The sequence below is a fragment of the Algibacter sp. Ld11 genome, assembly GCF_045066735.1.
In the GTDB taxonomy this organism is placed as follows: domain Bacteria; phylum Bacteroidota; class Bacteroidia; order Flavobacteriales; family Flavobacteriaceae; genus Algibacter.
This window is the reverse complement of sequence record NZ_JBISHH010000026.1, coordinates 331,414-350,838: the sequence shown is the minus strand read 5'-3', so window position 1 is coordinate 350,838 and position 19,425 is coordinate 331,414. Positions and strand designations below refer to the sequence as shown.

Genomic DNA, 19,425 nt, shown 5'->3' with positions numbered 1-19,425 from the left:
AGTAAAGACAATGACTGTAAAACAGTATATTTATAACTTTAGAATAATAAGTGCTATTGCGACCTTTCAAAAACATTTTTTCATTATACCAATAAACCATATCAAATTTAAACAATACTCATCATCCTAAAAAACATAACAGTCTCAATTTATTGCGTATGAATGTAACATTTTTAAAAGCCTTTAATGGTGATTCGATATGGGTTTCTTTCAAGAATAATGAAAGTCATAAAAACATTTTAATTGATGGAGGAGTTGGCGACACATATAAGAGTACATCAAATGTAAAAGGTGAACTCTTTAACGTAATTGAACAAATCAGAAGAGATAAGCAATTCGTTGACCTCTTGGTTTTAACTCATTTTGATGATGATCACATTGGAGGGGTTTTGAGATGGCTAAATAAAGACAAAGAGGCTTCAAAACTTATAAAAAAAGTCTGGTTTAATTCAGGAAAAGAAATAGCAAAAAAGTTTGACATCGAAGAAAACAAAGATTTAGATATTGAAATAATCGATGGAGTAGACGATTTTAACACAAGTGCTAGACAAGGAATTAAATTTGAAAAATATCTTAGAGACAATAATTTATGGGAAGGGAAAATTATTGAACAAGGTGCAGAATTAGACTTATTTGGGTTACAATTCAAAATTTTGTCTCCAAACAACGAAAAATTAGATAGGCTTTTAAAATTATACAAGAAGCAAAAAGATTATTTTACAAGTGGTACTAAAAAAGATTTCAATACTTTATTAAAAAAATTTATTGATGAAGAGAATCAACCTGATTTTAAATTTAAAGAAGACACAAGTGTTGCCAATGGTAGTTCTATAGCTTTTATAGTGGAGTATGCAGATAAAAACTATCTTTTCTTGGGTGATGCTCATCCATCGGTTGTCATAGAAGGCTTAAACAAATTTGGTTATAATAAATTTAATGTATTAAATACAGAGTTTATGAAAGTGTCTCATCATGGAAGTATGTATAACACTAATAAAGAACTTTTGGAAATTGTAAAAACGAATAATTACGTGATAAGTTCAAATGCAACTAAACACGGATTACCTAATAAAAGGACTATTGCAAGAATTATTAATAACAATTCTGATGCTTTTATATACTTTAATTATAATTTAAAGGATGACATTTTTTCTGAGCAAGATTGGACAGATTACCCTTCTTTTAAATCTAAAATGCAAAATGATTTTTAATGGACGAAACCGACTTAAAAAAATACACTATCATTTTAGAAGGAGGTAGTGGTGTTTTATTTCAACCTTTAGATAAAACTAAAACATACATACTTTCTGCTAAGCATGTTTTTTATACGGATGTTCCTAATGATAGTGGGACAAACGAAAAGAAATTAAAAGAGAAAATTAGTTATTCTTTCTCAAATAAACAAAATGAACCAAATGAAGTTGAAATTATAAATAGCAAAAATTATTTTGAGCATTCTGATCCGAATGTAGATGCTGCTATTTTAATTTTAAATAAAAACTTAGGCTTCAATCAGATTTTTATTGATAATGACTGTATTACCTTTAATGAATGTTTGTTATGTGGTTACCCTAGTAAAATAGATGCTAATAAAAATGATCGATACAGTAATCATCAAATTAATCGTAAAATCGATAATACTAATAATGGGTACTTTAGATTAGAGACGAACTTTGGAAATCTAAATCACGAGGATATTAAAGGCTTTTCTGGAGGAGGTATTTTGAGGTTAAATAGAGGAAGCATAAATGTTATAGGAATTCAATCATCAAGCATTACTGATTACGCAAACGGTCAGATAGATATTGTTCCTATTCATAAGTTTATAGAAATAGTTGAGAAAAATAATTTATCGGAAATGATACCTTCTTTTTTAACAAGCTTTAATTTCTTAAAAGACAAAGCCTTTGATTTAGATGCGGGGATATTAGATCAAAACATTTCTTTTACAAAAAAGTTTCTTAAGGATAAAACAATCGAAGTTATTAATAGTAACATTACTCCACTTTTCATCAAAGATCTTTTTAATGATAGATTATTAATCAATGAAAAGAATCATGCTATACTTAATGACGAGTTAATTTATATTACTTGGTTAGAGTTCTTAACATTAATAAATATTGCTAAAGAAATTAGTTGTAATCAGGATGATCTTGAAGATATTTTTTCAATGACAAGATTGTTATATAAGAACACAAGTGATGATTGGCAAAGTGGTGATTTTTTAGGAGACTGCATGTCATCAAATTATTTGGGATTAACTGAAAATGGAACGGTCTTTATAAAGACAAAAAGCAATCCTATTGCTGGTAACATTGCTTATTATAAGTTAGAAAAAGGTAGTTTAGTACCGAGAATTAATACCATCAGAAACGAGTATGAAAATGGAACTTTAGAAGTTAACAATATTGGGAGTGCTGAATCAGAAATAGAGGAATTTGTTTTTGATAAGTATAATTTTATACATTTTGAATATTTAAAAAAATATATGCTCATTGAGAATAGTGAAGATTTTAAAACCTTTAAAAAATCTAATGAGGAAGAATTACTAATTAAACTAAAAGAAGAATATGGAAAAGTATTTGAAATATAGTAGTGACCTTATAGATCAATTAAAAGAAAAGCATACTACTTGTGATTTTGAATTTCATTTAGCAAGCTTCAATGTAAATATATCAGTGTTTTTTGTATTCGCTAATAGTTTGACTCTCTCTGAAGAAAATCTATGGAAAAATATTTCAAAAGAAATTGCATTAAAATATCAGTCAAAATTAGAAACAGTATATGATAAATGGAATCTCTATATTATATATGTTACTAGCGATGAAGTTCCTAAAGATGTCAAAAAACAAATTGAGAATGATAAATTTTCAAGTAGAAAAATTGTTGAAGATTCTTATGATAAACAATTTAATGAAGACGAAGCAAATCGTTTAATTGTAGAGCATATTACAAATACCGACCTAAAAGAAATTGTAGATGCAACTAAGCAAGCACCTATCTCAAAATACACTCCTAAAAATGCAGAACTATGGAAATTACTTATCAAAGAAGAAAAAGTAATTAGAGATAGAGAAGTACAAAAAGAAATCATTCAGAAAATAAATGCATTATGAAAATAAAAAGTGTTAAAATCACAGGATTCAGAGCATTTGAAAAAGAAGAAAACTCAACTTTTGATTTTACAAAAAATGGAGAGATAATGAATTTTGCTTCAATTTATGCTCCAAACGGTTTTGGGAAAACTTCATTTTATGATGCTGTAGAATGGGGCATTACCCATAAAATTCAACGCTTTGATAAAATGATTGATTTTGATAAAGTAAGGAAAGATAATAAAGCACCATTATTATTGAATAAGGATTCTAAAAATGGAAAAGTTATAGTTCAAACAAGTGAAAAATCTTTTGAAAACATAATAAATTTACGTAAAGTATACAGTGATAAAACGGAGATTGAGAATGAATATTTTAAGGATCAAATATTAACACAAGATTTAATAGATACATTTCTAAAAGAAGAGAAAGCGGAAGATAGATATGCTAAATTCCTCAAAATAGATGATGATTTAGAAAAAAAAGATTCTGCGTATAAGAAGATTATCCATTTGTTAAAATACATAAAAGACGAACGTAAATTTTTAACTGATCAAAAAGGAGAAGAACAAAATAAATTGCAAGGGGAGATTGATTTTGAACAAGAATTTCAAAAATTTGATGAAATTAATGAAGTAATTAGTTCACTTAACCAAGAAAATGAAAACTTAAAATTAATCGATCAAAAAATATTTAATGATGCTTCTTATGATAATTTATCTACAAATATTGATGTAAGATTATCTTCATTAGAAGATGAATTAATCAAAGCTAAATTACGTATTGAAACAATAAGTTTAGCAAGGGATGGAGAAGAATCTGAAGATGGTAAGTTAAAAGGAGGTGTGTTATTCTATCTTGAAAATAAAAGTAAAATTAATAAACTAGATGACCAGTTAAAAGAATTAGATCAAGTAGTAAAATGGTTTAATGAAAAAGAAAAGCTTACTAACGAGTCTAATGGCAATGATATAAATATAAAAAATAAGCAAAATAGATTAGAGAGAGCTCTAAAAATTGAAAGACAGTTTCAATCATTCCTAAACATACAAAAAGAGATAGAAAGTTTAAGTAACAATCTTGCAGAGTATAAGGATACATTACTTAAGGTTGAACATGATAAACTTAATGCGGAAAAGGAGAAAAATGATACATCAATAAAACTTAATGAAATAAAAACCTTACAAGAGGATAATAGATTTAAGCTTAATAATATTTCAGCTCAACAAAAGGAATTTGAATTAACTTCTCAAATTGTTTCAAATGCTCAAAAAACTCTTGAAAATTTATCAAAATCAATTGATAAAGAAGAAAAGAAAAAGAATGATTTAAAAATAATTTTAGATGAATTTGGATATTATGAAAATAAGATTAATGATGACATTGTAATTTTATCAGAATTTAAATTATTTGAAGAATATAAAGACTTAATCACAAACTATATTCTTAAGGAAAAAAATCTAGATGAATTAAAAAAAGATATTGAAGAAATTCAATTAAAGATTAATGATCAAAACCAGTTAAATAAAGAACTGAGTGAGTTTGTGAATTCAGGGTTAGAATTAGTAAATAAATCAAAAGAACCAGATTGTCCTCTATGTAAGCACAACTACTCTTCGTTTGAAGAATTATCTAAGAATATTTTATCTAATAAATTATTAGGTAGTCAGATACAAAGATTTTTAAAAGAAAAGACTACAAAAGAATCAGAAGTGAAAAATCTAATACTTGATTTGGCTATTGATAAAGAAGATATTAAAAAAAATATTTTTAGAGTTAAAGATCCGTATTCATTAGAATATAAAAACACACTAAATAGAATAGAAAAACTAAATTCTGAGAAAAATAACAATTTAGAAAAATTAAAAAAGAATCAAACGGTTTTAAACGATCTTAATTTATTATTAGGTAATTTAAAATCATTTGATGAATTGGCAACCAAAATAGAAAATGATTTAAAAAAAACAGAAAAGGAGGAATTAGAGTTATCTAATCAAATGAAAGAAAAAGAAAGGTCTTTTAAAGAGAAAGAAGCATTAATTAAATCAATTAAAGAAAAAATAGAAATTTCTGGACGTGAAATTTTAAAATATCAATCTTCTAGTGATTATAAGGAAATTAAAGAATATTTTATTAGCGAGCTAAATTCTAATGTATTTGAAAAACCTACATTGTCTAAATACATATCTAGTAACCAGTTAGATGTTTTTAATCTAAAAAAGGCTAAAGAAAACCTAATAAATTCATTAAATAAGTTAAATATAAAATTATCTAATTATACTTTATCCAAAGATTATTACGTCAAGAAAACTGAAGTCCTGAATAATGCTAAAAATTTAGTATTGAGAATTTATGACAAGTATGAAAACTATGTTCAATCAGAATTTAACTTAATACTAAAAGATAAAGATAAATCTCAAATTGAAAAAGAATTTGCCAATTTAATAGATGCTCAGAAAAAAACAGAAAAACAAGCTGAAATAAAAATAAAAAAATATAATACCGTTAGAATTTTAAATGATGCTTGTATAAAAGCTACAGAATCTAAAAAAATACAAGACCAAATTGATAAAATCAATGAAAAGTTAAAAGAACTAGCTAAGGGAGAAAAACTGTTATGTACTGAAAGAGATAATCTGAGTTTACACTTAAAAACTTCAATTGAAGCTTATTTTTACACGCCTTTAATTAATGCTATTTATAGAAAAATTGATCCTCATCCTGATTATAAAGAGATTTATTTTGAATGTGGTTTTTCTAAAGATAATAAACCTAGATTACAGATTTATACAATTTCTCATGATGAAGATGGTAAAAAAGTAAAATCAGTGCCTTCATTATATTTTAGTACAGCTCAAATAAACATTTTAAGTTTAAGTATTTTCTTAGCTCGTGCATTGAAAACCAAGAACCCTAAAACAGGTGATTCTGTAGATTGTATATTTATTGATGATCCAATTCAATCAATGGATAGTATCAATATTTTATCGTTTATTGATTTATTTAGGGGAATAACATTATCGTTAAATAAGCAGTTGATTATTTCAACTCATGAAGAAAATTTTCACCTTTTATTGCAAAAGAAAATTCCTTCTGAGTTGTTTAAATCAACATTTATAGAATTTGAAACCTTTGGAAAAGTAAAACTAATTGAGCCCTCAAGTTAACACCTCTCTTTGCTAATAATATATTAAACGAGTAATTATATAAAAACAGCAAACAAAGGACAGATAGCTTCAAACTCTTCATTGTATAATATATTAAATGTGTTTAATATTCTCATGAGATTAATAATTAATTTATAAATTCTTCCCTCCATATTTTAGCTCAAACATTAAACGTTTAATTTGTTTCATCTCTTCATTTAAGAGTAAAATATCATTTTTAGTTGCTGGTAGCGTATTTGGCATAAATGTTTTTTTTAATCCGTAAGCTATACTATCTGCTGCTGCCGTGCCAATCATAGTATTTTTAATGGAATCTAAATTTATACCACTTATTCTTTTTTCAATAGCAGCTAATTTCTCTTCAAGAACAACAGAATTATTAAGAGTATTTTCATCTGGTATTTTTAGTCCTGTTTCTTTTTTTTGATAATGACCTGATATATATTTATAATCATTTCGTTTATAACTCGCTTTTGTTTTGCAACTATTTGTGCAATACACATGGTTACTTCTTCTTGCTTCAAATTGCTCATGGCAATGTTTGCAGTTTTTTATCTTTTTCATAGGTTTTTGTGTAGTTTTTGGTGATTTAATGTGGCTAAAACGTTAAATAACATGTTATTTAACGTTTTAGCACTTCTTTATCTTCTTAAAAAAAATCAATTTAGTTCTGTAATTTGCCTTTATTGAACAATGCCTAAGTAGCTTGCATGTATTTAGATCCCTATACCACTCCCACTCTACAAGTGTTCGAAATAGCTTAACAAAGCCACCTTGTTCTATATTTACCATATCTTATGCTAATCTATTGTTTAAAAGATATTGATCGGCTTTGTTTTCTAGAGACGACCTTGTCTCTGCCTTCCCAGATTTTATCCAATCTAAAAGTTCTGATTTTTGGAAATAAAGGCGCTTTCCTTTTTTACTATAAGGAATCGACTTTTTGTGCACCAAACCATAAAGTGTTGGTTTGGATAACTTGACTAATTTTGCTGCTTCATCAATTGTTAAAAATTCGTTTTCTTGAATACGATTTTGAGATTCGTAACTCTTTTTTAAATTGTTTGTAATACGCTCTACTAGGTTTTCTATTTCGTCCTCTGTAAGCATAAAGAATTGTTTCTTCATTTATCATTTGTATTATAGTTAATAATACTGCAAACTTACTCCCGAAATCAGCTTTTGTCTAGAGACTGCGGAAGACCCGCGGAAGAACTACGGAAGAACTAAACCACTAAAAAACAATTACTTAAAAAACACAAAACGAACAAAAACAACACAAAACAACTATAAAGATTGATAAGAAAATATTAAATCAACTAACTTATTCTTCGTTTTTGTAGGTGTTTTGTTTTCATACGTTCTAATTCTGCGATTAAAATATCTATTTTAAAAGCTTGAAGTTTTAAAATTGTAGACTCTAGAAGTTCAAGCCGTTTACTAACACCATAATAACTTATTCCCTTTGCAACCTTACTGTAAGAAGTGTTACTTTTAGAATCTTGAGAAAAGATACTATTATCATTAAATGTACCAGCTAACCTTATTATCTTCATCATATTTGCACCTGTAATGTTGGTATACTGCACTTCCTCGTCTTTAACATCATTATTAATCAATTTATATAAAACATGAATAATTAATAAACGCTCATTGTCAGAAAATTGATTTATTAGCGACTCAACATTTGTCTGCTTTTCAGATTTTAATTTATCATCTTTAATTTCCTTATTACTATTAGGTTCTACTATTGGCTTTTTTATTGGCTCTAAATATTGTCCATTTACAAACTCTCCGATTAAATGATTAATATCAATATTGTACTGAGATTTATAATCCTTATTTTTTAAGACCTGCAAATCATTATCATTTTTCAAGCTTTCCTGATGATTCTTGAAGCCTACGGAAGACATGGACTTATACTCCTGAGAACTTTCAAAGCTGCAGTCAACAAAGTCCTTTAAATAAAAATAATGATAACAACCGTGCTTATAAATCAACTGGTAATAATTATAATAATTGCTAAAGTGCCTTCCAACTTCATTTAAACATTCACGTATAGCTAAGTCTTCTATAAAAGAACTATAAGGGTATTTAACCGTTTTAGAAAAAGCCTTTAAAGCTTCATCTTCCAATACCCAAGATATAACCTCACTTTTTTCTCCTTCATAAAGAGAATATCGATCTAAAAACACTAAGTAAGACTTTACTGCATACTCTTTTATACGAGCTTCAAACTTTTGGTCTCGAAAATGATTTAACTGCCGAAGGATATTATTAGCCATTGGGAGAAATGGTCTGTTTTTAGCTTTAGCCTTTTTAAACTCATCTATAAAAATAGATTTAACAGCATAAAATGTTATGTTATAATGATAATTATATACTTTAAGATAACCCATCTAAATCTAAATTTATTCTGTTAGCTGCTTCTACTTTATTCCTATCCATTACCTTGGTGTATATTTGAGTTGTGGATACATTTTTGTGTCCAAGTAATTTAGACACTGTGTAAATATCTGTTCCGTTAGCTAATTGCAACGTGGCATAACTATGTCTAAAATTATGGAAAGATATTTTTTTATTTATTTCAGCATCTTCTATCCACTTTTTTAAAGGTCTGCCTATTTGCGTATACTTTATACCTGCAAAAACAAAGCCTTCTATAGTTGGTTGAAGTTTTAAAATAGCATAAGCTGACGCTGATATGGGATGATTATTTATATTTCCTGTTTTTTGCTCTTTCAATTGCACATAATCGCCAAGATGCTTGTCTTTATAAATTTTCTCCCAGGTTAAATTTTTAATATCAACGAACCGTAAACCTGTTAAAGCAGAAAAAACAGCCATATGTTTTATTATATCGTGTTTAATATCTGTTTTCCACAAAAGTCCTAATTCTTCTTCTGTTAAATAAGCACGATGGGTTTCTTCTTCTTTTATATAATCGGCATGCAAAGCTAAGTTTGTAGTTGTTAAGTTTTGCTTATAAGCCTCTTTTAAAACGTAAACAAATTTTTTATAATAAGATGAAGCCGTATTTATTGCTAGATTACCTTTATTCGTTCTCAGGTTTTTAGTTGATAGTAAAAAAGCACGGTACTTTTTTAAATGCAAAAGACTTAATTGATGTGTACTTATTTTATTACCAGCAAAAGCTTTAAAGTAATTAAGTGAAGCTTTCCATGATAAATAATTATTATGGCTTCCTTTGTTTAAGTAGCCGTCAATGATAGTATCATAAAACGCTATAAAATTTACACTGAAATTAATGTTTTCTTTAAATCCGTATTCCTTATCTCTAATTTGAATTAATCGTTTAGATCTAATTAATTCTGCAAACTCTATGGTTTCTTTATTATGAGCTTTCTCTAATTCATTTTTAGGAGCTGCATGAATTTGAAGTTTTAAAAACTCCCTTCGTGTTTCTTTACCCGTAGTTGGGTTTATGATTGCAGGATAATAATCTAAGTATAAACTTAACTTACCATTTGCAATCGCTTTATGTCTTAATGTTACATTAGCCATTTAGTTCTTTATATTTGGTGCTCCGTATAATTTTCGAATATCGCTTTTTAGCACATAATTAAAACGACCTTTCTTTATTTTCTTTATTCCTTTTAATTTTAAATGCCGTTCCACGGTTCTCTGAGAAATTTTATAATAATTTGAAATTTCTCCCATAAAATAATAGTTCTTCTCATCAAACTCTTTTTCCTTTTTAGCTACCTTTTTCACTGTAGTTTTATTTATACTTTTTTTACATAGGGCATCTAAATCTTTTCGAGAAACCAATACGCGACCGAGTATTTTAAAACTTAATAAATCACCCTTCGAAATTAATCGCTTTATTGTTGAAGGACTAACATTTAATAAAATAGCACAATCATTTATACTCAAAAACTCTTTGATTTTAATGAGCTCTAAACGCTCAGAAAAGGGATGTCTCTCCGTAATTTCATCGGTTTTGGCGAGATGTTGTCGTGCTTTTTTCTCCTTATGCTTGTAATGCTTTTGGTTACAAGAATGGCTGCAATACTTAGTACTTACAGACTTTGCTTGAAATTTATCTCCACAATATGTACATCTTTTATTTACTAACATACGACACAATTTCACTTTTATTTTTAATTCTATTCGATTCTAACAAATTACAAAAAACCTCTATATGAGTCAAAAATATACGACATACGACAACTTTTAGACAAACATAACAAAAAAACAAAAACGAGGTACAAAATAGGTACAAAAAACAAGTAAAAACCACCTATTTTAACAAAACAACGAAAAACAAAAAACCCTTATAAAATAAGGGTTTTGTTTGTTTTATTATGTTTTGTTTTGTGTGATTATTTGCCGATACAGAAATTAGCAAAAATATTACCCAGCAAATCATCATTTGTAATTTCTCCGGTTATTTCACCAAAATAATAAAGTGCTTGCCTAATATCTATAGCCATTAAATCTCCAGATAAACCAGTTTCCAAACCTTCTTTCACCTTGCCTATTTCTTCAAAAGCTTTTAGAAGTGAATCGTAATGTCTTGTATTAGTAACAATAGTATCGTTATTTCTCAATGCGCCTGTATTTACGAAGCTTAAAAGTTTATCCTTTAAATCTTCGACACCTGTACCTGTTTTAGCCGAAAGTAGATGGATGTTTTCAATTTCTGCCTTAACGATATCCACTTGCTTTTCATCAAGCTTATCTACTTTGTTTGCAACAATCAATAATGGTTTTAGCGGATATTTATTTTTAATTTTTTCTATTTCAATTTTAAAAGATTTTAGAAAAGAAGTCTCTTTAAAGTTGCTACTATCAGCAAGAAAAACAACAACTTGAGCCTGATCTATTTTTTCAAAAGTCTTTTTAATACCAATACTCTCAACAACATCGGTTGTTTCTCGAATACCAGCGGTGTCGATAAAACGGAAACCAATACCACCTATCGAAATTTCATCTTCAATGGTATCCCTTGTGGTTCCTGCAATTTCGGACACTATGGCGCGTTCTTCATTTAAAAGGGCGTTTAAAAGCGTAGATTTACCTACGTTTGGCTCTCCAACAATCGCGACCGGAATTCCATTTTTAATCACGTTACCAACCGCAAAGGAATCAATCAATCGTTTTAATACAAACGTAATACGCTCGGTTAAATCTTTAAATTGTCCTCTATCAGCAAACTCAACATCTTCCTCTGCAAAATCGAGTTCTAATTCTATTAACGATGCAAAATTTAAAAGCTCCTCTCGTAACTTTGCTATTTCCGAAGAAAAACCACCACGCATTTGCTGCATCGCTATTTGGTGAGACGCTTCATTATCACTTGAAATTAAATCGGCCACAGCTTCTGCCTGACTTAAATCTAACTTTCCATTTAAAAAAGCACGTAATGTAAACTCACCAGGCGATGCTGTACGGCAACCTTTCCTGATAAATAATTGAATAATTTCTTGCTGAATATAATTAGATCCATGACACGATATTTCTACAACATTCTCTCCTGTGTAAGAATTTGGGTTTTTAAAAACAGATACCAAAACCTCATCTATAGTGCGCTTATTATCTATAATATGACCTAAATGTATGGTATGCGTTTTTTGAGTTAAAAGCGACTTGTTACTTTTAACAGATCTAAAAGCTTTATCAGCCATGGTAATGGCATCTTTTCCGGATAACCGAATTACAGCAATGGCTCCTGCACCAGATGGTGTTGCTAATGCTACTATAGTATCGTCATGTATCATTCAGCAAAAATACTAAAATTGTAAAGCTTACTGATATAACTTTATGCTCAAATTAATACACCTTCAACTTTTAATTTTTTTAATTAATGGGCTTTAACTCAATAAATTAAAAACCAACTTTAAAACTTAACTAAAAAATGTGACTTATCGCATATATAAGTGTCTCAATAATAAGTCCCTACAACTTAATAGTAAAACTTAATCCATTAAAAGTATGAAAATTATTGAATCTGATTTCTCTCAGCATATTGTAAAATCTGATAAATTACCTTTAGGTGACATCCATTTTTTTAACCACATCGCTGTTATTGAATTTAACGAAGGTGTGCACATAGATATTAATAATATATCCGAAATTTTTAAAAAACTTATATCGTATTTCGGAATTTCGAGACCTTTTGGCATTATTGCAAATCGTGTAAACTCCTACTCTATTAACTTATTAGATATCAATAGTTTTAAAGAAAAAATGAACAATTTATGTGCATACGGTGTAGTAAGCCATAATTCAGCTAGCGCCATGAATGCTGAAATAGAAAGCAAATTTTGCTCACGTGAAAATATACATTTCAAAAACATAAATTCCGGTGTGAATTTTGTTTACAGACGAGTTAAAAACAAAATTTCGGTCTCTTTAAACTAAATAAATACCGTCTGGTTTAATTTCGATTTGGCGTTGCTTGTAAAGTGTGCCAACGGCCTTTTTAAAATTCTTTTTACTCATTTGGAGCTGCTCTTTAATTGCTTCTGGACTAGACTTATCGGTTAAATTGATAAAGCCACTATTATCATGCAATTCATGCATGATTTTTTCGGCATTTGGCTCTATATTTCGATAGCCTATTTGACCTAAAGCAATATCTAATTTATTACCAGGGCGTATCTTTTTAACGATTCCTTTTAATCTATCGCCAATACTTAAATCTTTAAAAATTTGATCTTTGTAAATTAAACCAATATGCGTTTTATTTACAATAACATTCATTCCAATATCCGATGGATGAGAAACAATTAAATCTACCTCATCAAACTCACCAACGGTTAATTCACTATTATCTAAAAAACGCATCGTTTTACTAGAAGCTACTAATCTTTCGGTTTTTTCATCTAAATAGCAATGCACCAAGTACCAACCACCTGGTTTCATTTTAAAAGCTTGCTCTTGAAACGGACAAAACAATTCTTTCACTAACCCCCAATCTAGAAAGGCACCGTATTCGGTAACTTGATTACAACGCAAAAGTGCAAAACCGTCTTTCATGATATAAGGCATATCGGTCGTTGCAACCGGCCGCTCGTCATTGTCTAAATACACAAAAACCTCTAGCTTGTCGTAGATTTTAAACTCCTGCGGAACATATCTATTTGGTAACAAAACTTGGTTATCTTCATTATCTATTAAATAAGCACCATGCTCACTTTCACGAAGAATTTCTAATGTATTTACTTGTCCTAAATGTATCATGCTGCAAAGGTAATGATATTAGAAAAAAGAAACGAGGTTAAAATTATCAGAAAACAAAAAAAATATAAATGCAAAAAGGCGCTACACATATGTAACGCCTTTAATATCATAGAGAGATTTATACTGTAATATTAATATACAGATTCTTTGCTAAAATGCTTTGTTAATAGGTAATAAACAACAGCTCTGTATTTACTTCGGTTAGATTTTCCGTATTGTTCCAATACTGACTCAATGGCAGCATCTAAGCTAGCATCATCAGCTAATCCTAATTTTTTAATTAAGAAATTGTTTTTTACAGTAGCTAATTCAGACGCATCTGAACCAGAAACCGTAGAAGAGTCTTTGTTATAAATTGAAGGACCACAACCAATAGTTACTTTTTTCAATAAATCCATGTCTGCTTCTACACCACATTTCTCTTTTAAATCGGCTGCATACTTTACAATTAATTCGTCTCTTTTACTCATGTTTAGAATGTTTTTAAAAAGGGTTTATAAATTAAGTTATTAAGATAACTATTTTTAAGACACAAAATAAATCGATAGGTCACATTCTTATTTTAATTTTTTAAAATAATTAAGTAAAATCTCATCATTAATCGCTTTAGGCGTAAACACTTCCAATATTTTTGGTTGCTCACTTACTTCATAAAAAGTAGACAAGGTTTCTTTCAATTCTATTTTATTTGAAGCCGTTATATAGTCTAAACCATACATTTTAGCTAAATGTTCGGCCGTAAGATTATGTTTTGTTTCAAAATACGTATCGAAATTTTCTGTGTTTTTATGTCCTGGTAAAATTCTAAAAATACCTCCACCCTGATTATTAACAATAATAATTCTAAAATTTTTAGGAATATAATTATTCCAAAGCGCATTGCTATCGTACAGAAAGCTTAAATCGCCCGTAATAAAAACCGTTTGTTTTTCATTAGCCACGGCAGAACCAATAGCAGTACTAGTACTTCCATCAATCCCGCTTGTACCGCGGTTACAAAATACCTCTAAGCTTTTATTTAAATTGAATAATTGCGTGTAACGAATAGCCGAGCTGTTCCCTACTTGTAAAACAGTGTCATCTGGAATAGATTTTAAAACCTTATGAAACACTGTAAAATCGGAAAAAGGAATCTCCTTTAAATACTGTTTATGCTTTACCAATCGGTCTTGCCTTACAGCACTCCAAACGGCACTATAATTACTCTTTACGTAATGTGTTACTTTGGGTAAAAATTCCGAGAAAAACTGATTTGGAGCAGCTTTAACATGATTGTTTAAACAGAAAAAAGTGTCGTTAGCATCCTTTTCATCAATATGCCAATGTTGTTTTGGTTTATACTTTCGTAGGAATTGTTTAATTTTTTTAGATACAATTAAGCCTCCAAAAGTAATTAATATATCAGGTTGAAGTTGCTTTTGCTCCTCTTCTGATAAAGGCGCAATTAATTGATCGATGCTATTGAAAAAACTTGCTTGATGCAAATTTGAAGTGCTCTCTGTTAAAACAATAACACTATCATCTTCCGATAATTCATCTAGCCATTTTTGCTCAATACTATTCGGTTGATTTACACCAACCAAAATCATTTTTTTCGAAGCCGAATTCCAATCCTCAAAACACGATTTTAAAATATGCTCTTCAATTTCTGTTTCTTTAAAAGGAATTTCAATAACTTTTGGTGTAACACTCAATACTTCAACCATATTGTAAAGCGGCTCATCAAAAGGAATATTAATATGAACAGGTCCTTGTTTTAATTTTGCGATATTTATAGCTGTATTAATCTCCTCTTCATTAAAAGTCTGAATACCTTTTTGCAAACCTAATAAACGTTCAAATTTATCTTCTAAATTTTTAAAAATCGGCAACTCCTCATGGTTAGGCACATTCTTTTCATCTTTTAAATCGAGCTTTAAATTAGCTGAATATAAAATATGATTTTCAAATACATTCTTCTGGTTAATAGTTTGTCCGTCACCAATACCAATTAAATGTTTTGGTCTATCGGCCGATAACACAACCAACGGAATATTACTATAAAAAGCCTCTGAAACCGCAGGATAATAATTAAGCAACGCACTACCCGATGTACATACTACAGCAGTTGGCTCTTGCGTTCTTTGAGCAATACCTAATGCAAAAAAGGCTGCACAACGCTCATCAACAATACTGTAACTCTCAAAAAACGGGTCGTGAGTAAAACCAATAGTTAACGGAGCATTTCTGCTACCTGGAGATAATATAATATGTTTAATTCCTTTCGCTTTACACAACTGAATAACCGTTTGCGCAAGCGGAATTTTTGGATACATCATAAAACTTATAAATATCCTCAAAAATAAGAATTACTGCAATAAAATATGTGGTTACAGAACCTTTTTAATTACCAAAGATTTAGATACGGTTTCCTCCCATTCATTTTCAGGGTTAGAACTCTCTGTAATACCGCCACCAACATAAACCATGGCTTTGTTTTCTTTAAGCTGCATACAACGCAAGTTTACGTATAATTGCGTACTTTTTTTAGTAATAGCGTAGGCTCTATTTTCTATATTTCTTTTTCCGGAGCGTGGTGCCGAAGTAATTTCTAAATTTAATTCACCTAAAAAACCCGTGTAAAATTCACGGTTATAATGTTCTTCTTCTAAAATAAACTGTTTTGCAACCTCTTTAGGTAAACCACATACGGCTGGCGTTGGGTGCAAACTATATAGTAAATCTTTTAGGCTAATAGCATTGGATTTTAAAACGCCCCAAATTCTTGTTTTTAGATGCAGTAAATTACCAGCCTTTACGGTTTCTATTTTCGATACATTAATATTTTCGATGGTAGTCGCTATACTATCTAAAATAAAATCGGTTACATATTGCTGTTCTTGTAATTCTTTAGCCTGCCAAGTTACATCTAAACTCCCTCTATAATTTTGCGTACCTGCCAAAGCCATAATTGAAAAACGTTGTCCTTCAATTTTAACCAAAGTTTCGGGTGTTGCGCCTAACCATAAACCAACTTTTGGATGATACCAACAATACACAAATGCCGAGGCATAGTTTTGTAATAAATTATTAAAAATAGCAATAGGATTGTTTTCTGAAAGCGAAACAGATTCCGCTCGAGATAGTACTACTTTTTTAAACTGATTATTCTTTATAGCCTCTACGCCTCTTTCAACAAGCTTGATGTGTTTTTCCTTTTCAAGTGTGTTATCAATGTTAGAACGATTTTCAATACTATCAATAGCCTTGGATTCTGGAACAGTACTTTTTAATATCTCCGAAAGCTCCAAAGGCATTAAAACCGATTTTTCTGTGTTATCAAAAGGAGAAAACACAAAACCTTTTTCTGTAAAATTTTCGGTAAATATTAAATCGTTTGTTTCTTGCAGTAATCCATTAACAGCACTTTCATTTGGTTTTCTATAAATTACAAATGGTAACTGTGCGTTGTATTGCGTATCAATACGTTCTAAAAACTCGTTAAATGTCATCCTTATCTTTTAGGTAACGATATGGTTGACAGACGACAAACAGAAATTAAATTTTCATCATCATCCGTTACTTTAATATCTAATAATTGCGTTGTTCTACCTTTATGCAAAAAAGTTGCTTTAGCATAAACAAAACCACTCTTTACACTTTTTAGATGGTTGGCCGTAATTTCTAAACCACGTACAAATAATTTTTCGGTATCTACAAATACATGCGTAGCAAAACTCCCCACACTTTCTGCTAAAGCTGCGGTAGCGCCACCATGCAACACACCATCGGGTTGATGCACTCTAGAATCTACAGGCATTCTGGCTGTTAAGTAATCTTTACCAAAATCTACCATTTCAATTCTTAATGTTTCCATTAATGTATTTTTACAAGCTAAATTAGCTTTTTCTAAAACTGCTTTTTTAGATAATTCCATAAGAAATTGTATTTTTAATCGCGATTGCAAAAGTACAAAATTATAAGGGCATTTGGCTTTAGATGGCGAGAGCTTTTTATTACAACCACATCCCTATTAACACCCAATATTTTAAACGTTTTAATTATTTTATGAATACTCCAACTTTAGAAAATAACCGTGTAAAGCTTAGTCTTTTAACTTTAAATAATTATTCTGAAATTCTTAAAATTGGACAACAAGAAAACCTAGTACTTTATTCACCAAGTAAAATTGCAACACCCGAAGATTTAAAAAATTACACCGAAACAGCTGTTGCTGGTTACCAAAATCAAACCGTAATTCCGTTTATAGTTTTCGACAAACAAACCAATGCTTACGCAGGAACAACTCGCTTTGCGCATATAGATTGGCACAACAAAGTTTTACATATTGGTTGGACCTGGATTGGCCATGAGTTCCAAGGCACAGGTTTAAATATGAATATGAAATTTTTAATGCTTCAATATGCTTTTGAAGTCTTAAAGTTTGATAAAGTAGAATTCCGTGCCGATGAGCGCAACATAGCATCCCGAAAAGCCATTGAAAAAATTGGAGGCACTCTTGAGGGACTTCTACGAAAAGATATGCTGATGCTCGATGGTTTTAAAAGAAGTTCTTGCTGTTATGGTATTTTAAATGAAGAATGGCCTGTAATAAAAACAACCATTTTTAAAGATTTTGAATAATAATATAAACAAAAAAACTCAGAAAATATCTGAGTTTTTTATGTTCAAAATTATATTTTAACCGCTTAACGGCTACTTCATATATTTTCCTTTTTTACTGCCTTCATACATTACGTATTTAACTAAACGTGATTCCAATTTAGCATTAAATAAATGTATTTTTCTTGACGGACGTAAACCAACATGCTTTAAAGCATCGAGATTTGAAGTAATAAACCACGCATCGGTTCCTGGATAGTTTTGCTTAAGTGTATCTCCTATATTAGCGTAAAACTCTTCCATATCGATATTTAAACGTTCGCCGTATGGCGGATTAAACACCATGTGTAGTTTTTCGTCGCCACCTTTTTGGGTTTTAAAGAAATCTTCGTGTTTTATCTCAATAAAATCGTCTAGCTGAGCGTTTTTTACATTCTCTTTAGCTTTAGTAACTGCACTTGGTGCTTTATCAAAACCAATTATTTTATGATGAAAATCGCGCGTTTTTTTAAGTAACGATTCTTCAATTTTTTCGAACAACTCGACATCCCAATCTGGCCAACGCTCGAAAGCAAATTCTTTACGCATTAAGTTTGGTGGAATGTTACAAGCAATCATGGCCGCTTCTATAAGCATAGTTCCTGAACCACACATAGGGTCCATAAAATCCGTTTGTCCGTCCCAACCAGAAAGCATAATAAGTCCGGCAGCTAATACCTCGTTTATTGGTGCAATATTGGTTGCTGTTTTATAACCACGCTTGTGCAGAGAATCTCCAGAAGAATCTAAAGAGATAGTACACTTACGACGATCGATATGCACGTTTATTTTTATATCTGGAAATTTTAAATCAACATTAGGACGCACACCTTCTGTATCTCTAAATTTATCGACAACGGCATCTTTTGTTTTTTGTGCAATGTAGAGCGAGTGCGTAAATAAATCGGAATGGATGGTAGCATCTACAGCTAAAGTACCTGTAGCTTTAAGATATTTTGCCCAATCCATGGCATAAATTTTATCGTAAAGCTCTTTTTCGCTGTTTACATTAAAACTATGTATGGGTTTCAAAATTTTTACAGCAGTACGTAAACCTAAGTTACATTTATACATAAAACCTTTATCGCCTGAAAAAGAGACATTTCTAACGCCTTTTTTCACGTACAATGCGCCTAATTGTGTGAGTTCGTCTGCTAATAAATCTTCAAAGCCAAATAAGGTTTTGGCAACCATGTTGAAATTTTCTTCCATTTTTTTCGTCTACGTCTAATAGATTGCAAAAATAACTTAATTTTGCAGAAAGCAAGAGATATTAGCGGATAATGGGTTAGGGATTGCAGCGGCATCCTTTT

General features: G+C 29.9%; 18 protein-coding genes. 6 read left to right on the top strand and 12 right to left on the bottom strand.

Features of this window, described 5'->3' with window-relative positions:
• Positions 1-158: 158 nt before the first annotated feature.
• Genes ACJJV4_RS18125 through ACJJV4_RS18110 form a run of 4 tightly spaced genes read left to right on the top strand, consistent with a single transcriptional unit; the run spans position 159 to position 6,262 of the window.
• Complete coding sequence (locus tag ACJJV4_RS18125) at positions 159-1,211, top strand: ComEC/Rec2 family competence protein (RefSeq protein ID WP_405296806.1); 1,053 nt, start codon at positions 159-161, stop codon at positions 1,209-1,211.
• Positions 1,211-2,593 carry an ABC-three component system protein gene (locus ACJJV4_RS18120; RefSeq protein WP_405296805.1) on the top strand — a complete coding sequence of 461 codons (1,383 nt, stop codon included), beginning with the start codon at positions 1,211-1,213 and terminating at the stop codon, positions 2,591-2,593. Before ACJJV4_RS18125 ends, ACJJV4_RS18120 begins: the two co-directional genes overlap by 1 nt.
• Entirely contained in the window at positions 2,571-3,116 is a 546-nt protein-coding gene (locus ACJJV4_RS18115; RefSeq protein ID WP_405296804.1) for an ABC-three component system middle component 1, read from the top strand. Before ACJJV4_RS18120 ends, ACJJV4_RS18115 begins: the two co-directional genes overlap by 23 nt.
• Positions 3,113-6,262 carry a hypothetical protein gene (locus ACJJV4_RS18110; protein ID WP_405296803.1) on the top strand — a complete coding sequence of 1,050 codons (3,150 nt, stop codon included), beginning with the start codon at positions 3,113-3,115 and terminating at the stop codon, positions 6,260-6,262. The genes ACJJV4_RS18115 and ACJJV4_RS18110 overlap by 4 nt, the downstream gene beginning before the upstream one ends.
• A gap of 132 nt (positions 6,263-6,394) precedes the next feature.
• Here ACJJV4_RS18110 and ACJJV4_RS18105 read toward each other — a convergent pair whose 3' ends face one another.
• The 6 genes from ACJJV4_RS18105 to mnmE form a co-directional block, all read right to left on the bottom strand.
• Positions 6,395-6,826: a hypothetical protein gene (locus ACJJV4_RS18105; protein ID WP_405296802.1), complete on the bottom strand. Its 432-nt coding sequence runs from the start codon at positions 6,824-6,826 to the stop codon at positions 6,395-6,397.
• A 231-nt stretch (positions 6,827-7,057) separates the two neighbouring features.
• Positions 7,058-7,390, bottom strand: a complete 333-nt coding sequence (locus tag ACJJV4_RS18100) for a helix-turn-helix domain-containing protein (protein ID WP_405296801.1) — start codon at positions 7,388-7,390, stop codon at positions 7,058-7,060.
• A 191-nt stretch (positions 7,391-7,581) separates the two neighbouring features.
• Positions 7,582-8,661, bottom strand: a complete 1,080-nt coding sequence (locus ACJJV4_RS18095; protein ID WP_405296800.1) for a hypothetical protein — start codon at positions 8,659-8,661, stop codon at positions 7,582-7,584.
• On the bottom strand, positions 8,648-9,787 hold the full coding sequence (locus ACJJV4_RS18090) for a site-specific integrase (RefSeq protein WP_405296799.1): 1,140 nt from the start codon (positions 9,785-9,787) through the stop codon (positions 8,648-8,650). The genes ACJJV4_RS18095 and ACJJV4_RS18090 overlap by 14 nt, the downstream gene beginning before the upstream one ends.
• Positions 9,788-10,363 carry a helix-turn-helix domain-containing protein gene (locus tag ACJJV4_RS18085; RefSeq protein WP_405296798.1) on the bottom strand — a complete coding sequence of 192 codons (576 nt, stop codon included), beginning with the start codon at positions 10,361-10,363 and terminating at the stop codon, positions 9,788-9,790.
• 245 nt (positions 10,364-10,608) lie between these two features.
• Complete coding sequence (gene mnmE, locus ACJJV4_RS18080; protein WP_405296797.1) at positions 10,609-12,006, bottom strand: tRNA uridine-5-carboxymethylaminomethyl(34) synthesis GTPase MnmE; 1,398 nt, start codon at positions 12,004-12,006, stop codon at positions 10,609-10,611.
• 214 nt (positions 12,007-12,220) lie between these two features.
• Here mnmE and ACJJV4_RS18075 point away from each other — a divergent pair, with 214 nt between their 5' ends.
• On the top strand, positions 12,221-12,649 hold the full coding sequence (locus ACJJV4_RS18075) for a hypothetical protein (RefSeq protein ID WP_405296796.1): 429 nt from the start codon (positions 12,221-12,223) through the stop codon (positions 12,647-12,649).
• Here the strand turns inward: ACJJV4_RS18075 and ACJJV4_RS18070 are convergent.
• From ACJJV4_RS18070 to ACJJV4_RS18050, 5 genes are all read right to left on the bottom strand, one after another.
• Entirely contained in the window at positions 12,641-13,471 is an 831-nt protein-coding gene (locus tag ACJJV4_RS18070) for a S1 RNA-binding domain-containing protein (protein ID WP_405296795.1), read from the bottom strand. The genes ACJJV4_RS18075 and ACJJV4_RS18070 overlap by 9 nt on opposite strands.
• A 131-nt stretch (positions 13,472-13,602) precedes the next feature.
• Positions 13,603-13,941 carry a DUF2853 family protein gene (locus ACJJV4_RS18065; RefSeq protein ID WP_405296794.1) on the bottom strand — a complete coding sequence of 113 codons (339 nt, stop codon included), beginning with the start codon at positions 13,939-13,941 and terminating at the stop codon, positions 13,603-13,605.
• An 87-nt stretch (positions 13,942-14,028) separates the two neighbouring features.
• Positions 14,029-15,789: a 2-succinyl-5-enolpyruvyl-6-hydroxy-3-cyclohexene-1-carboxylic-acid synthase gene (gene menD / locus ACJJV4_RS18060; RefSeq protein ID WP_405296793.1), complete on the bottom strand. Its 1,761-nt coding sequence runs from the start codon at positions 15,787-15,789 to the stop codon at positions 14,029-14,031.
• A gap of 51 nt (positions 15,790-15,840) precedes the next feature.
• Complete coding sequence (locus tag ACJJV4_RS18055) at positions 15,841-16,962, bottom strand: chorismate-binding protein (protein WP_405296792.1); 1,122 nt, start codon at positions 16,960-16,962, stop codon at positions 15,841-15,843.
• 2 nt (positions 16,963-16,964) lie between these two features.
• Positions 16,965-17,387: a PaaI family thioesterase gene (locus ACJJV4_RS18050; protein WP_405296791.1), complete on the bottom strand. Its 423-nt coding sequence runs from the start codon at positions 17,385-17,387 to the stop codon at positions 16,965-16,967.
• A gap of 131 nt (positions 17,388-17,518) precedes the next feature.
• Here ACJJV4_RS18050 and ACJJV4_RS18045 point away from each other — a divergent pair, with 131 nt between their 5' ends.
• Positions 17,519-18,094 carry a GNAT family N-acetyltransferase gene (locus ACJJV4_RS18045; RefSeq protein WP_405296790.1) on the top strand — a complete coding sequence of 192 codons (576 nt, stop codon included), beginning with the start codon at positions 17,519-17,521 and terminating at the stop codon, positions 18,092-18,094.
• Between the two features lie 72 nt (positions 18,095-18,166).
• Here the strand turns inward: ACJJV4_RS18045 and ACJJV4_RS18040 are convergent, their stop codons facing one another.
• The gene (locus ACJJV4_RS18040; protein ID WP_405296789.1) at positions 18,167-19,324 is read right to left on the bottom strand and encodes a class I SAM-dependent RNA methyltransferase; all 1,158 of its coding nucleotides are present in this window, start codon (positions 19,322-19,324) and stop codon (positions 18,167-18,169) included.
• Between the last annotated feature and the right edge of the window lie 101 nt (positions 19,325-19,425).

Bases quoted from the DNA above. Each gene is read 5' to 3' on its own strand.
- menD (WP_405296793.1), bottom strand. From the start codon at position 15,789: ATGATGTATCCAAAAATTCCGCTTGCGCAAACGGTTATTCAGTTGTGT.
- ACJJV4_RS18055 (WP_405296792.1), bottom strand. From the start codon at position 16,962: ATGACATTTAACGAGTTTTTAGAACGTATTGATACGCAATACAACGCA.
- ACJJV4_RS18090 (WP_405296799.1), bottom strand. From the start codon at position 9,787: ATGGCTAATGTAACATTAAGACATAAAGCGATTGCAAATGGTAAGTTA.
- ACJJV4_RS18065 (WP_405296794.1), bottom strand. From the start codon at position 13,941: ATGAGTAAAAGAGACGAATTAATTGTAAAGTATGCAGCCGATTTAAAA.
- ACJJV4_RS18115 (WP_405296804.1), top strand. From the start codon at position 2,571: ATGGAAAAGTATTTGAAATATAGTAGTGACCTTATAGATCAATTAAAA.
- ACJJV4_RS18095 (WP_405296800.1), bottom strand. From the start codon at position 8,661: ATGGGTTATCTTAAAGTATATAATTATCATTATAACATAACATTTTAT.
- ACJJV4_RS18040 (WP_405296789.1), bottom strand. From the start codon at position 19,324: ATGGAAGAAAATTTCAACATGGTTGCCAAAACCTTATTTGGCTTTGAA.
- ACJJV4_RS18105 (WP_405296802.1), bottom strand. From the start codon at position 6,826: ATGAAAAAGATAAAAAACTGCAAACATTGCCATGAGCAATTTGAAGCA.
- ACJJV4_RS18050 (WP_405296791.1), bottom strand. From the start codon at position 17,387: ATGGAATTATCTAAAAAAGCAGTTTTAGAAAAAGCTAATTTAGCTTGT.
- ACJJV4_RS18110 (WP_405296803.1), top strand. From the start codon at position 3,113: ATGAAAATAAAAAGTGTTAAAATCACAGGATTCAGAGCATTTGAAAAA.
- ACJJV4_RS18045 (WP_405296790.1), top strand. From the start codon at position 17,519: ATGAATACTCCAACTTTAGAAAATAACCGTGTAAAGCTTAGTCTTTTA.
- ACJJV4_RS18085 (WP_405296798.1), bottom strand. From the start codon at position 10,363: ATGTTAGTAAATAAAAGATGTACATATTGTGGAGATAAATTTCAAGCA.
- ACJJV4_RS18070 (WP_405296795.1), bottom strand. From the start codon at position 13,471: ATGATACATTTAGGACAAGTAAATACATTAGAAATTCTTCGTGAAAGT.
- ACJJV4_RS18125 (WP_405296806.1), top strand. From the start codon at position 159: ATGAATGTAACATTTTTAAAAGCCTTTAATGGTGATTCGATATGGGTT.
- ACJJV4_RS18120 (WP_405296805.1), top strand. From the start codon at position 1,211: ATGGACGAAACCGACTTAAAAAAATACACTATCATTTTAGAAGGAGGT.
- ACJJV4_RS18100 (WP_405296801.1), bottom strand. From the start codon at position 7,390: ATGAAGAAACAATTCTTTATGCTTACAGAGGACGAAATAGAAAACCTA.
- mnmE (WP_405296797.1), bottom strand. From the start codon at position 12,006: ATGATACATGACGATACTATAGTAGCATTAGCAACACCATCTGGTGCA.
- ACJJV4_RS18075 (WP_405296796.1), top strand. From the start codon at position 12,221: ATGAAAATTATTGAATCTGATTTCTCTCAGCATATTGTAAAATCTGAT.